Raw genomic sequence first — 12,934 nt, forward strand, 5'->3', positions numbered from 1 at the left:
ACACGAGGCTCACGGTGACCCGCATGGTTCACGTGCCTGCTGACACGTGGTACACACATGCGGGTCACGTCTCCTGTCCGCCAGCAGGGAGTTGCCTCATGTCCGCAACACGACGTCAGATCCTGTCCCGCACCGCGACGGCCGCCGCGGGAATCGCCTTCAGCGGAGCCGTGCCGGAGCTGTTCACCGGCACCGCGACCGCGCGGGGCATGGGCCGCGGCGGCTACGGGCCGCTCGAGCCCGACCCGCGCGGACTGCTCGATCTCCCGCGGGGCTTCCGCTACAGGGTGCTCTCCCGGGAGGGCGACCCGCTCCGCTCGGGCGAGGGCCGCGTGCCCGGCAACCACGACGGCATGGCCGCCTTCGCCGGCCGCCACGGCCGGGTCCATCTCGTACGCAATCACGAGAACCGCGCCGACGGCCGGATCCCCGTGCCGACCGTCCCCGGCCTCACCTATGACCCGATGGGCAGGGGCGGCTGTACGGCGCTCGAACTGGACGCGCGCGGCGATGTCACCGGCGAACGCGTCGCCATCGCCGGCACCGCCGTCAACTGCGCGGGCGGGCCCACCCCCTGGGGCACCTGGCTCACCTGCGAGGAGACCGAGGACCGGGCCGGCACCAATGGATACACCAAGGACCACGGCTTCGTCTTCGAGGTCGACGGCGCCGATCCGCGCCGTACCGGAGCGGTGCCGCTGACCGCCATGGGCCGCTTCCAGCACGAGGCCGTCGCGGTCGACCCGGGCAGCGGTGTCGTGTACGAGACCGAGGACGCGTTCGAGAAGCCGTTCGGTCTCTTCTACCGCTTCCTGCCGGAGAAACCGCGCGGCGGCGCCGGGTCGCTGCGCGCGGGCGGCGCCCTGGACGCCATGCGGGTGCCGGGGGTGCCGGACCTCTCGACCGTCCAGGAGACGGGATCGAGCTTCGACGGCGTGGAGTGGGTCCCGGTACCTGACCCGCTGGCGAAACAGACTCCGATCCGGCTCCAGGACTTCGGCCCCCGGGGCATCACTCACGCGCAGAAGCTGGAGGGCTGTTACTGGGGCGGCCGTTCGGTCTATTTCGTCTCCAGCTTCGCGCACCGGACGGAGGGCTCGGCGGCGGACCACTTCGGACAGGTCTGGAAGTACGAGCCGGAGCGGCGCCGGCTCACGCTGGTGATCGTCTTCGGCCCGGACACGGACATCCAGCTTCCCGGCGAGGCCCCCGACAACATCTGCCTGGCCCCGAGCGGCGGCCTGATGGTGTGCGAGGACGGCGGCGGCGCGCAGCACGTGTTCGGAGTGACCCGGCGGGGCGAGGTCTACGCGGTGGCGCGCAACGCCCAGGAGATCACGCCCGCCGCGGCCGGCGGCGCGGCCCCGGAGTGGGGCGAGTTCGCCGGGGTCACCTTCTCTCCGGACGGCGGCACGATGTATCTGAACTGCTACACCCCCGGCACCACCTTCGCGGTGACCGGCCCCTGGGGCTGAGCCGCCGCACCGGCGGTCCGGTCGCAGAGCGGCGCCGTCCGACGCACGCTCGGAGGTACTGACCGGGCGGAAGGGGCGCGCAGTGGCCAAGAAGGGCTCGAAGAAGGACGCGGGCAAGAAGCCGGAGCAGCCTCCGCCCGCCCTCCGTGAGCTGCTGCGTGTCCCGGCGGGCGAGCGCGCCGAGCTGGCCTCCTACGACGCGGGGGCGACGCCGGGAGGCCCCCGGAACAAGAAGGACGCCCAGGAGTCCCTCACCCGTATGGCGGAACGCCTCGCCGGTCTCCAGGACCGCCTGTTCGCGTCCAGTACGGCCGGCGACCGGCGCCGGCTGCTGCTGGTCCTCCAGGGCATGGACACCAGCGGCAAGGGCGGCACGATGAAACGCGTGATCCGCCTGTTCAACCCGGCGGGCTGCCGGATCAGGGCGTTCAAGACGCCGACCCCGGAGGAGCGGAGCCATCCCTTCCTGTGGCGGGTCAGGCGCGCGCTCCCCGAGCCGGGCGAGATCGGCATCTTCGACCGCTCGCACTACGAGGACGTCCTGGCCGCCCGGGTGCGTGAGCTGGCCTCGTCGCACGCCCTGGCCCAGCGGTACGGCCAGATCAACCGCTTCGAACAGGCGCTCGCCGACGACGGCGTAACCCTCGTCAAGGTCTTCCTCCACATCAGCTATGAGGAACAGCGCGACCGTCTCCTGGCCCGGCTCGACAACCCGGACAAACACTGGAAGTTCAGCCCGTCCGACATCGAGGACCGCGCCCTGTGGCCCGCCTATCAGGACGCCTATGAGCTCGCCCTGCACCGCTGCTCGACACCGGCGGCGCCCTGGTACCTGATCCCGGCCGACCACAAGTGGTACCGCGACTGGGCGATCAGCACGCTGCTGCTGGAGCATCTGGAGGCGCTCGGCCCGGTGTATCCGAAGGGCGACTTCGACGTCGAGAAGTGCCGCGAGCTGCTGCTGGCCGGGGCCCGGGGCTGATCGCGGGGCGAGTTCGGCGCGGAGGGGTGCCGTACAACCATTACAGGCAGATGATCATATATTTTCCGTGAGTGACCACATTTGTACGCATTCTCGCCACTGTCACTGTCCTGAGCGCTGCCCTCGCCGGCTGCGACGGCGCCACCTCCGAGACCTCCGGCGCCCGCTCCTCGGCGGCTCTCCGCCCGGCCGGGGCCAACGGTCCGCCGACCATCGCGCCCGGCCCCGGCGGCCGGACGCCGGTCTTCAAACACGGCACCCCGGCCGCCGGGAAGACCGTGGCACTCACCTTCGACGCCGATATGACGGCCGAGCAGGGGCCGCGCGCGGCGCGCGGCGAGCGCTTCGACAACCCCGGCCTGATCGCCCTGCTGCGCCGCCTCGAAGTCCCGTCGACGGTCTTCATGACGGGCCGGTGGGCCGAGGAGTATCCGACCCAGGCGAAGGCGATCGGCAACGATCCGCTCTTCGAGATCGCCAACCACTCCTACAGCCACCACGCCTTCAAGGCCGACTGCTACGGCCTGCCGGAGATCGGCGCGGAGAAGATGGCGGCCGACGTACGGCGGGCCTTCGGCTCGTTCCGTACGGCGGGGGCCAAGAACGTGGTGCCGTACTTCCGCTTTCCCGGTGGGTGCTACGACGACGCGTCGCTCCAGGCCCTCACCCCGGCCAAGGTGACCGCCGTCCAGTGGGACGTCGTCAGCGGCGACGCCTTCGCCACCGACGCGGACGCCGTGGCGGAACAAGTGCTGGAGGGTGTGAAGCCGGGCTCGGTGGTGGTGATGCACTGCACCCGCAGCGCCGCGCCGGTGACGGAGGAGGCGGTCGCCAGGATCGTCCCCGAACTGCGAAAGCGCGGCTTCCGCTTCGCCAAGGTCTCCGAGCTGATGAAGTCCTGACCGGGAAGGCGCGAAGGGGGCCGGGCGGAGGCGGCGTCAGCCCGAGCACGCCATCCGCTGGGCCTCCTGCCACTCGCAGACGGGACAGAGCGTCGCGCCCCTGACCGTCTCCGGGTGCTCGGTGGGCTCTCCGCACAGCACACAGTCCGCGTAGGCGGTCTCTTCCGCCGTGACAGCCGTGACGGCCGTGACAGCCGGGACCGTCTCTTCCGTCATACGGGAGAGCGTACCCATCCGCGCGGCTCAGCCTCGCGGCGGGCCACCGCTGCCCACCGCCGCGAACGACGGCCGGTCCCCGCGTGGCGCGGATCCGGGCCGGCCGGGCGGCGGTGGCCGGACCGGTTCAGTGCGCGGTGGTCTTCTGCGGAGTGACCTCGCTCGGCCGGACGATCACAAACCCCTCGCCCTGGAGCATGAGCTGGACGGCCTCGCCGGAGCCGCCGCGGATCATCGAGCCGACGGACTGCGAACGGTGCAGCGAGGTGCGGAGCTGCGCGCTCCAGCCGACGACAGCGTCGGTGTCGACATACACCGGGGTCTGCCCCGTGACCGGGATCACGATGGGGTCGCCCTCGCAGATGAGGCCGAGCTTCCCGTAGCCGGTGAACACACTGTTGAAGAGCCCGCCGCCGGTCATGCCGGCGCCCTTCACGGTCTTGATCTCGTACGAGAGGGTCGGGTCGAAACACAGCACATTGCGGCCGTTGATGGTGAGCGCGTCACCCTGCTCGATCTCGACGATGAAGCAGTTGGCCGCCTCGTGCGCGAACCACGCCTCGCCCTGGCCGCGCACGGCCATCAGCGCGAGTCCCTCACCCGTGACGGCCCGCTTGAGCATCCCACCGAGGCCCTGGCCCTTGCGCTCGAACTGGAGGTCGCCGCGGAAGGCGACCATGGATCCCTGCCGCGCGTGCATCTCGCCGTTCAGGGCGTATTTGATCGATTTGCTGTTCTGCAGCGTCATCCCGGGGACGGTCGCCGCCTGCGCCATGTGCTCCGTGGCAAAGAGATCGCTCTTCATGCCGCGCATCGTCCCCCGGACGTGCTCGTTCCGCCAAGAAGGACGGACCGGAAGGACGGCGGAGGCGGCTGGCAGACTGGACCCGTGAGCAGCTACAGCACCCCCGCCGACGACACCCCGGAGAGCCCCGGCGGCGCCGACGACCCGTTCCGTGACGAACTGCCCGACCGCGACGCGGCGCCGCAGTTCGTCCTGCCGCTGGTGGTACGGATCGAGAAGGCCGCGCCTCCGACGCGTACCGATGCCCTGGAGACGGCGGCCCGCGCGGTGCTGGTCATGCTCTCCGACGAACGGTCGCTGGGGGACGGCGAGTGGGCCCGCGCCATGCGGGACTGGCAGGACGCCCGGATCCGCAAGGTGGTGCGGCGAGCACGCGGCGCGGAATGGCGGCGCGCCGCGGAGCTTCCCGGTATCACGGTCACCGGCGCCACGGCCGGAGAGCCGGTGCCGGCCGCCGAGGTACGGGTCTTCCCGCCCGTGCCGCTCGACGGCTGGCCCAAGGAGCTGGCCAAACTCCAGGTGTCCGGCACCGACCTGGACGACCCGGGGCCGCCGCCCGCGCCGGACCCGGCACAGCCCGTGCTGTGGCTGAGCCCGGACCTGGACATGTCGGCGGGCAAGGCCATGGCGCAGGTCGGCCACGCCGCCCAACTCGCCTGGTGGGAGCTGTCGGACACGGACCGCAAGGTCTGGCGCGAGGCCGGCTTCCCGCTCGCCGCGCGTACCGCGGACGCCGAGCGCTGGCGGCAACTGCTCACCAGTGGGCTGCCGTTGGTACGGGACGCCGGTTTCACCGAGATCGCGCCGGGATCCTGCACCGTGTGCGCCGATCATCCGGCGCTGCGGAGCTGAACACTCCGCCGCCGGTCTACGTACCTCCCTGTACCGCCGACCAGGTTGAACGGCCCGCCGGACGGCGGTTGAGTCTGCGGTGTCACCAATCGCCCCGGGAGGCAGCACAGTGTTGCGACGCATCAACGGTACGGCGCTCATCATCGCGGCGCTGGTCGCCACGGTCGGTGCGCTGGCCTTTCCGGTCTGGTCGTACGCCGACCGGTCCGGGACCGGCCAGGCCAATCTCAACGCGTCGACCGTGGCCACCCAGTGGGGCCCGCTGTCCGCGACCGACCGCGACTTCCTGATCAGGGTACGGCTGGCCGGGCTCTGGGAGCTGCCGGCCGGGCAGCAGGCCGTCGAACGCGCGCCGAGCCAGGCCATCAGGGACTGTGGCGACCACCTTGTCGTCGGGCACACCGATCTCGACAAGCGCGCCCGTGACGTGGCGGCGAAGCTCGGTGTCGAGCTGCCGAACCAGCCGAACGAACAGCAGCAGGGCTGGCTCAGAGAGCTGTCCGCGGCCCAGGGCCAGGAATACGAGCGGAAGTTCGCCAATCTGCTGCGCAACGCCCATGGCAAGGTCTTCGCGCTGGTCGCGCAGGTCCGGCACACCACCAGGAACACCCTGATACGGCAGCTCGCCACCGACGCCAACCAGACCGTGCTCGACCACATCACGATGCTGGAGGCCACCGGCTTCGTCGACTTCGACGCCCTGGCGAACGAGGCCGCGGGCACAGCGACCGCCAGCCCGACCGGGCCGGTGCCGCCGGACGGGAATCTGCCGCCCGCCCCGGCGCCCGCCGCGCCGACCGGTGACCAGTCCTTCACCTCGCGGCCCTCGACCCAGCCCGGCGCCCCCACCGCGATCAACACCGACCGGCCGGAGCCACAGAGCGACCGGACGACGCCCATGGACATGTCGACGCACCTGCCGCAGGACGGCCGGTGAACACGCGGGGGCGGTAACGGGACACGCGGGACCGGAGTGGGTGGGGAACCTCAAATCCACCTCTGAACGTCCTCCTTCGCGGATTCACCGCCGCCCGCCGGGGTCATCAACCCGGCACCGCGGCGTATGCCGCGGCACCGAAGGGGGAGCCATGAACGACACACCGGAGCTGGGCATCGGCATCGGCTGGCGCCCGGAGATCGCCGGCACGGTGGAGGAACTGTCCGGCGTCGACTGGGTCGAGGCCGTCGCCGAGAACATCTGCCCCGGCCATCTGCCCGACTCGCTGGTACGCCTGCGCGAGCGCGGTGTCACCGTCGTCCCGCACGGCGTCTCCCTCGGCCTGGGAGGCGCGGACCGGCCCGACGCGCGGCGGCTGGCGGACCTCGCGGCCCGCGCCGAGGCGCTCGGCTCGCCCCTGGTGACCGAGCACATCGCGTTCGTACGGGCCGGCGGCCCGCTCGCCGGGACGCCCGTGCTCGAAGCCGGTCATCTGCTGCCCGTCCCCCGGACCCGGGACGCCCTGCGCGTGCTCTGCGAGAACATCCGGATCGCCCAGGACTCGCTGCCCGTGCCGCTCGCCGTGGAGAACATCGCGGCGCTGATCTCCTGGCCCCACGAGGAGATGAGCGAGGGTCAGTTCCTCGCGGAGCTGGTCGGACGCACCGGGGTCCGGCTGCTGATCGATGTCGCCAACCTGCACACCAACCACGTCAATCGCGGCGAGGACCCGGCGACCGCGCTGGACGAACTGCCCGTCGAGGCGATCGCGTACGTCCATGTCGCCGGGGGGACGGAGCGCGACGGCGTCTGGCACGACACCCATGCCCATCCGGTCACCCGGCCGGTGCTCGACGTACTGGCCGAGCTGCGTTCCCGGGTCGCGCCGCCGGGCGTACTCCTGGAGCGCGACGACGACTTCCCGCCCGCGCCGGAACTGGCGGGCGAACTCACCGTGATACGCGAGACGATCGAGGCGGCGGCAGCGGCGCCGCGCCGTGCGCGGACCACCGCGACGGCCGGCCGGCCCGGGGGATCCGCCGCCGCGCCCGGGGAGGACGGCGGGACGGACGGTGCCCCCGCCCGTGAGCGGCTCGCCCGCCGCGAGACGGCGCTCCTCTCCGCGCTGGTCGCCGGTGCGCCCGCGCCCGAGGGGTTCGACACGGGGCGGCTGCGTGTGCAGAGCCGGGCCCTCGCCGCGAAGCGCGCCGGTGTGATCGCCAAGGTCGCCCCGGAACTGCCGGAGATCCTCGGCAGCGGCTTCCGTCCCGCGTTTCTCGCCTACGCCGCGGACCGCCCCCTGCACGACGGATACCGCCGCGACGCGCTCGAATTCGCCGAACACCTGCTGGACGGGGGCGGGCCCGAGGACCCCGCCGCCCGGCGCCGGCTGACCCTGTGGTGGAAGGACCGGGCCGGCGCGCGCCCGCCCCGCCGCGCCACCCGCCTGGTCCGGGCCGCCCGCGCCGCGCTGACCGGGAGGTGACCTGACGGGGTGCCCCTGAGCACGGGGTGCCCCCGAGAGGCCCCGCACCGGGCGCGGCCCGCGTACACATCTCCGCCGGTCCCGCACGCCGGAAGCCCTTCAGGAGTGGCCCTCCGGCGCAACGGGGTCATCGCACCCGACACCGCGCACCAGTCCTTGTCCCGCTCCCCCGCTCTGCCGACCCTCGGTGCCGCGGCTGATCCCCAGCCGCACGCAGAAGGGAACTCGATGAGAGCAGTAGCGAAGTACGGGGCGCTGGCAAGCCTCGGCTCCCTGGTCCTGACGGCCCTCGTCGCCGCCCCGGCGGACGGCGCGGACACCGGCGGCCCGGCGGCCGGCGACGACGCCGCCACGCGTGGGGTCGTCCGTGCCGCCGAGCGCGCCGCCACCGCCGGTGTCGTCTTCGGCCGCTGCCCCGAGACCGAGAGGCTGCCCGCTCCCCTCACCTGCGGCACGGTCGACGTACCGCTCGACTACGCCGCTCCCGACGGCAGGAAGATCCGTCTCACCGTCAGCCGGGTCCGCGCGAGCGGAAAGCCGTCCCGGCGGCAGGGCGCCCTCGTCTTCAACCCCGGCGGTCCCGGCGCCTCGGGCATGTACTTCCCGATGGCCGCGCGGCTGCCGGAATGGAGGCGGATCGCCGAGGCGTACGACATCGTCGGCTACGCCCCGCGCGGCGTGGGCCGCTCCGCCCCGCTCTCCTGCGGCGCTCCGGCGGACTTCGGCAAGGCCCCCACGCAGGCCCCCACGCTTCCCTCGGAGTCGTACAAGCGGCAGCGGATCGCCGCGGCCAAGGCGTACGCGCGAGGCTGCGCCCGCGGCGCCGGCACCGCGCTGCCCCGCTACAACTCGCTGAACAACGCCCGCGATCTGGAGGTGCTGCGCGCGGCCCTCGGCGAGCGGAAACTGACCTTCCTGGGCGCCTCGTACGGCACGTACTTCGGCGCGCTCTACGCGACCCTCTTCCCCTCGCACGTGCGCCGGATGGTCTTCGACTCCGCGGTCGACCCGGATCCCCGGCAGATCTGGTACCGCAACAACCTCGATCAGTCACTCGCGTTCGAGCACCGCTGGCGGGACTTCCGCGACTGGGTCGCCCGGCACGACACGACGTACCACCTGGGCGTCACCGCCGAGCAGGTGCACAGGAGTTACGAGAGGGTGCGGGCCGGGATCACCCGCCGGCCGGCCGGCGGAAAGGTCGGTCCTGGCCAGCTCCAGGCGGCGATGCTGGGAGCCGGCTACTACGACGGCTCCTGGCCGTCGCGCGCGACGGCGCTCGCCGAGTACCTCAAGGGCAATCCGAAGCCGCTGATCGCGCAGGCCGCGCCGAGGCCCGAGACCGCCGCCCGCCGCGAGAACGGCAACGCCGTCTACACGGCCGTCGAGTGCAATGACGCGCCCTGGCCGACGGACTGGAAGGTGTGGGACCGGGACAACACGGGCGTGGCGCGCCTCGCGCCGTTCGAGACCTGGGACAACGCCTGGATGAATCTGCCGTGTGCCTACTGGCCCGTGCGCCCGCCGGAGCCCGTCGATGTCCGCACGCGGCCCGGCGTGCTGCCGCCGACACTGATCCTGGCCGCCGAACGGGACGCCGCGACACCGTACTCGGGGGCGCTGGAGCTCCAGCGGCGGCTGGCCGGATCCGTGCTGGTGACGGAGCGGAACGCCGGTACGCACGGGATCGCCGGTGGCGGCAACGCCTGCGTCAACGCCTATCTGGAGGACTATCTGCTGCGGGGCAGGACACCGGTGCGGCGCGCGGAGTGCGCGCCGCACGCGGAGCCGGACCCGGTGTCGCTGGACGAACGGTCGAGCGGCCGGAAGCTGCCGCCGGTCGTCTGATCTTCCGGGCGGGGTGGCCCGGGCCGTGTGGACACGGCCCCGGCCACCAGGTCCGGTCCTGCCGAGCCGGAGCCCGTGCGGGACCCGTGCGGGCCTACGCCAGCCCGGCCACCAGGTCCGCGACCGACTTGCGGCGGCCCGTGAAGAACGGGACCTCCTCGCGGACATGCATCCGGGCCTCCGAGGCGCGGAGATGACGCATCAGGTCGACGATGCGGTACAGCTCGTCGGCCTCGAACGCCAGCACCCATTCGTAGTCGCCGAGCGAGAACGACGCCACGGTGTTGGCGCGCACGTCCGGATAGCCGCGGGCCATCTTGCCGTGATCCGCGAGCATCCGGCGGCGGTCCTCGTCAGGCAGCAGATACCAGTCGTAGGAGCGCACAAAGGGGTAGACGCTCACATAGTCGCGGGGCGTCTCGTCGGCCAGGAAGGCCGGTACGTGCGACTTGTTGAACTCGGCGGGGCGGTGCAGCGCCATGTTCGACCAGACCGGCTCCAGCCCCCGGCCCAGCCTGGTGCGGCGGAAGCGGTTGTACGCGTCCTGGAGCTCGTCCGCGGTCTCGGCGTGCCACCAGATCATGACGTCCGCGTCGGCCCGCAGCCCGGACACGTCGTACGTCCCGCGCACGGTGACGTCCTTGGCGCCGAGCTGGTCGAACAGCTCCTGGACCTCGTCGGCGTAGCCGGAGCGGTCCTCGGGAAGCACATCACGCAGCTTGAAGACGGACCACAGCGTGTAGCGGATGACCTCGTTGAGGTCCTTTGCCTTCTTGCCCGCGTTGGGGGCCTTGTCTGGAGCAGCAGTCATACGGCTATTCTCCCGCGCCACGACCGGCGCCCCGCGCCGGGGTCGACATGGCGATGATCTCGTCGGCGGCCCGCCGGGCACTCGCGACGCAGGCCGGAATGCCCACGCCGTCGTACGCCGCGCCACAGACCCGCAGGCCCGGCAGCTTGGCCACCGCCTCCCGGACGCGGACCACCCAGGCCTGGTGTCCCACGGGATACTGCGGCAGGCCGGCGGTCCACCGGGTCACCTCGCTCGCCACCGGCTTCGCGGCGAGTCCCGTCGCCTCGGCGAGGTCGCGCAGTGACATCTCGACGAGTTCCGCGTCGTCGCGGTCCAGGTGTTCCTCCTCGCCGTATCGCCCGATGGAGGTACGGAGGACGAAGAGGCCGGGCGCGGCGTCCGCGAGCCAGCCCCATTTGCGGGTGGAGAAGGTGGACGCCTTGATGGTGTGGCCGTCGACCGGCGGCACGAGAAATCCGCTGGCCGCGGGCAGGACGCCCGTGTCGCTCCGCCGGAAGGCCATTGTCACCAGCGCCATCGAGGCGTATTCGACCGCGGAGAGTTCGGCGGCGGCGGCCGGGGACTCCTCGGCCAGCAGTGCCGAGGCGGACCGGGCGGGCGTCGCCAGGACCACGGCGTCCGCGGCCAGGGTCCGCCGTCCGGTGCGGATCCGCCAGCCGCCGGTGTCCGTCAGGCCCTGCGGGCGGGTCAGGCCGAGCACGGGCGTCCCCAGCAGGATCTCGCCGCCACCGGCCCGTACGGCGTCCGCGACGGCCTCGGGCAGCCGGCCCACTCCGCCGTCGATGCCGGTGAAGACCGCACCGCCCGGCTGCCGCGCGGCGGCCTTGGCCTGGATGTCGCGCACGCCCGCGAGCAGTGAGTCATGTCTTCTGATCGCCTCGAAGAGATTCGGGACGGCCGCCTTCATGGAGATCCGGTACGCGTCACCCGCGTAGACCCCGCCGAGCAGCGGCTCGACCAGCCGGTCGACGACCTCGCGGCCGAGGCGGGCCGCGACATACTCGCCGACGGCCACGTCGTCGCCGACCTCGGTGGGCGCCAGCTCCGGCTCCCGGGCGATCCTGGCGAGCCCTTCGTCCGACAGGAGGCCCGCGAGGGCTGCGGGATCACCGGGCACGCCCATCACATGGCCCTTCGGCATGGGCCGCAGCTCCCCGCGCGTCCAGACCGCCGCGTTGGCGGTGGCGGGCGGCTGGAGCAGCTCCCCGAGCCCGACCGCCCTGGCCAGCTCGACTGCCTCGGGGCGGCGCGCGAGCATCGACTCCGCGCCGAGGTCGACCGGTACCCCCGCGATCTCGCCCGTGCGCAGCTTTCCGCCGAGCCGGCCGGTGGCTTCCAGCAGGGTCACCGCGACCCCGGCGCCCAGCAGCCGGTGCGCGGCGGCGAGGCCGGCGATCCCGCCACCGATGACGACGACATGCCCGGTACGCGTATCCGCATGATCTGTGCTCGGCTCCATGCTCCCACTCTCTCAAACGCCGTTCCGAGTCCCGACCGTGACCGCTTCGGAACCGCGGGAGGGCAACCCGGGCGCGGGGCTCGTACGTCGAACGGACACCAGCGACAAGCCGTTTCAGGGGGGCCGATATGCGCGCGACATCCGCGTTCGCGGCAGCACTACTCACCGTCTCGCTCGCTCTCGCCGGATGCGGCGGTGCCCATGACTCCAAGGACTCCGGGGAAATGGCGCGGAGCGCCGCGAAACCGGCGGCGGAGAAAGAGCGGGGCGCCGGGGCCGGCGATGCCGCCGCCCCGCAGGAGGGCGGCCGCCCGCAGGCACGGACCCCGGCACAGCGCGACACCCAGGTGATCCGTACGGCCACGCTCACCGTGCGCGTCAAGGATGCCCAGCAGGCACTCGCCACGGCGCGCCGCGCGGCCGAGAACGCGGGCGGGCTCGTCGAGAACGAGTCCACCGAGCGGGACGCGGACGACGGTGTGACCTCTCACATCGTGCTGCGTGTCCCGCAGGACGCCTACGACGCCGTGCTGGACGAACTGGCGGGCACCGGGACGCTGGTGGCGCGCAGGGCCGACGCCAAGGACGTCACCGACCAGGTGGTCGATGTGAAGAGCAGGATCGCCTCGCAGCGGGTGAGCGTGGCGCGGGTGCGGGAGTTGATGGACCGGGCCACCGGGCTCAGCGACGTCGTGGCGCTGGAGGGCGAACTGAGCAGCCGTCAGGCGGCGCTGGAGTCGCTCCTCGCCCAGCAGGCGTCCCTTGAGGACCGCACGACTCTCGCGACCATCACGCTCGATCTCTCCGAGCCCCCGGTCGCGGACAAGGAAGAGAGGCGGGAGGAGGCCCCGGGGTTCCTGGACGCGCTGGGCGGCGGCTGGGACGCGTTCACCGCCACGCTCCGGTGGATCGCCGTGGTGATCGGCGCGGTGGCCCCGTTCGCCGCCGCGCTCGCCGCGCTCTGGCTGCTGTGGCGGCTGATGCGCGGTCTGCGGGACCGGCGGCCGGCGGGTGCCCATCTGGGAGCCGCACCGGCCCCGGCGCCGCGCACGGCGCCCGCGCCGGACGGCCCGGCCGCCGCTCCGGCCGCGAAAGAGGCACGCGAGGAGAGCTGATCCAGGGGCCCCGCGTAGCGTTCCGTCGCGGAGACGTACCGAA

Annotated in this window: 12 protein-coding genes; 8 read left to right on the top strand and 4 right to left on the bottom strand. The window is 72.6% G+C overall.

Annotation, left to right across the window (positions count from 1 at the left end):
• The first annotated feature begins 98 nt into the window (after nucleotides 1-98).
• The 3 genes from ABZ707_RS05715 to ABZ707_RS05725 all read left to right on the top strand — a co-directional run bounded on the left by ABZ707_RS05715 (nucleotide 99) and on the right by ABZ707_RS05725 (nucleotide 3,359).
• Nucleotides 99-1,475 carry an alkaline phosphatase PhoX gene (locus tag ABZ707_RS05715; RefSeq protein WP_360168267.1) on the top strand — a complete coding sequence of 459 codons (1,377 nt, stop codon included), beginning with the start codon at nucleotides 99-101 and terminating at the stop codon, nucleotides 1,473-1,475.
• A gap of 82 nt (nucleotides 1,476-1,557) precedes the next feature.
• On the top strand, nucleotides 1,558-2,457 hold the full coding sequence (locus ABZ707_RS05720) for a PPK2 family polyphosphate kinase (protein WP_360168270.1): 900 nt from the start codon (nucleotides 1,558-1,560) through the stop codon (nucleotides 2,455-2,457).
• A 71-nt stretch (nucleotides 2,458-2,528) separates the two neighbouring features.
• Nucleotides 2,529-3,359, top strand: a complete 831-nt coding sequence (locus tag ABZ707_RS05725; RefSeq protein ID WP_360168273.1) for a polysaccharide deacetylase family protein — start codon at nucleotides 2,529-2,531, stop codon at nucleotides 3,357-3,359.
• A gap of 36 nt (nucleotides 3,360-3,395) precedes the next feature.
• On the opposite strand, the gene ABZ707_RS05730 is transcribed toward ABZ707_RS05725, so the two are convergent.
• Both ABZ707_RS05730 and ABZ707_RS05735 read right to left on the bottom strand, forming a co-directional pair.
• Nucleotides 3,396-3,575, bottom strand: coding sequence for a hypothetical protein (locus tag ABZ707_RS05730; protein WP_360168276.1), 180 nt, complete (start codon nucleotides 3,573-3,575; stop codon nucleotides 3,396-3,398).
• 127 nt (nucleotides 3,576-3,702) lie between these two features.
• On the bottom strand, nucleotides 3,703-4,380 hold the full coding sequence (locus ABZ707_RS05735; protein ID WP_360168279.1) for an AIM24 family protein: 678 nt from the start codon (nucleotides 4,378-4,380) through the stop codon (nucleotides 3,703-3,705).
• A gap of 84 nt (nucleotides 4,381-4,464) precedes the next feature.
• Between ABZ707_RS05735 and ABZ707_RS05740 the strand changes: the two genes are divergently transcribed.
• The 4 genes from ABZ707_RS05740 (at nucleotide 4,465) to ABZ707_RS05755 (ending at nucleotide 9,503) form a co-directional block, all read left to right on the top strand.
• Complete coding sequence (locus ABZ707_RS05740) at nucleotides 4,465-5,232, top strand: peptidyl-tRNA hydrolase (RefSeq protein ID WP_360168282.1); 768 nt, start codon at nucleotides 4,465-4,467, stop codon at nucleotides 5,230-5,232.
• A 112-nt stretch (nucleotides 5,233-5,344) separates the two neighbouring features.
• On the top strand, nucleotides 5,345-6,169 hold the full coding sequence (locus ABZ707_RS05745; RefSeq protein ID WP_360168285.1) for a DUF4142 domain-containing protein: 825 nt from the start codon (nucleotides 5,345-5,347) through the stop codon (nucleotides 6,167-6,169).
• Between the two features lie 151 nt (nucleotides 6,170-6,320).
• Complete coding sequence (locus tag ABZ707_RS05750; protein ID WP_360168288.1) at nucleotides 6,321-7,655, top strand: DUF692 domain-containing protein; 1,335 nt, start codon at nucleotides 6,321-6,323, stop codon at nucleotides 7,653-7,655.
• A gap of 228 nt (nucleotides 7,656-7,883) precedes the next feature.
• Nucleotides 7,884-9,503, top strand: a complete 1,620-nt coding sequence (locus tag ABZ707_RS05755) for an alpha/beta hydrolase (RefSeq protein ID WP_360168291.1) — start codon at nucleotides 7,884-7,886, stop codon at nucleotides 9,501-9,503.
• A gap of 94 nt (nucleotides 9,504-9,597) precedes the next feature.
• Here ABZ707_RS05755 and hemQ read toward each other — a convergent pair whose 3' ends face one another.
• Both hemQ and hemG read right to left on the bottom strand, forming a co-directional pair.
• The gene (gene hemQ / locus ABZ707_RS05760) at nucleotides 9,598-10,314 is read right to left on the bottom strand and encodes a hydrogen peroxide-dependent heme synthase (RefSeq protein ID WP_360168294.1); all 717 of its coding nucleotides are present in this window, start codon (nucleotides 10,312-10,314) and stop codon (nucleotides 9,598-9,600) included.
• 4 nt (nucleotides 10,315-10,318) lie between these two features.
• On the bottom strand, nucleotides 10,319-11,776 hold the full coding sequence (hemG, locus tag ABZ707_RS05765; RefSeq protein ID WP_360168297.1) for a protoporphyrinogen oxidase: 1,458 nt from the start codon (nucleotides 11,774-11,776) through the stop codon (nucleotides 10,319-10,321).
• 128 nt (nucleotides 11,777-11,904) lie between these two features.
• On the opposite strand from hemG, the gene ABZ707_RS05770 reads away from it, so the two are divergent.
• Nucleotides 11,905-12,891 carry a DUF4349 domain-containing protein gene (locus ABZ707_RS05770; RefSeq protein WP_360168300.1) on the top strand — a complete coding sequence of 329 codons (987 nt, stop codon included), beginning with the start codon at nucleotides 11,905-11,907 and terminating at the stop codon, nucleotides 12,889-12,891.
• Nucleotides 12,892-12,934: the final 43 nt, after the last annotated feature.

This window comes from Streptomyces sp. NPDC006923, from assembly GCF_040635655.1.
Classification (GTDB): domain Bacteria; phylum Actinomycetota; class Actinomycetes; order Streptomycetales; family Streptomycetaceae; genus Streptomyces.

Bases quoted from the DNA above. Each gene is read 5' to 3' on its own strand.
- ABZ707_RS05715 (WP_360168267.1), top strand. From the start codon at position 99: ATGTCCGCAACACGACGTCAGATCCTGTCCCGCACCGCGACGGCCGCC.
- ABZ707_RS05730 (WP_360168276.1), bottom strand. From the start codon at position 3,575: ATGACGGAAGAGACGGTCCCGGCTGTCACGGCCGTCACGGCTGTCACG.
- ABZ707_RS05735 (WP_360168279.1), bottom strand. From the start codon at position 4,380: ATGAAGAGCGATCTCTTTGCCACGGAGCACATGGCGCAGGCGGCGACC.
- ABZ707_RS05750 (WP_360168288.1), top strand. From the start codon at position 6,321: ATGAACGACACACCGGAGCTGGGCATCGGCATCGGCTGGCGCCCGGAG.
- ABZ707_RS05755 (WP_360168291.1), top strand. From the start codon at position 7,884: ATGAGAGCAGTAGCGAAGTACGGGGCGCTGGCAAGCCTCGGCTCCCTG.
- hemQ (WP_360168294.1), bottom strand. From the start codon at position 10,314: ATGACTGCTGCTCCAGACAAGGCCCCCAACGCGGGCAAGAAGGCAAAG.
- hemG (WP_360168297.1), bottom strand. From the start codon at position 11,776: ATGGAGCCGAGCACAGATCATGCGGATACGCGTACCGGGCATGTCGTC.
- ABZ707_RS05770 (WP_360168300.1), top strand. From the start codon at position 11,905: ATGCGCGCGACATCCGCGTTCGCGGCAGCACTACTCACCGTCTCGCTC.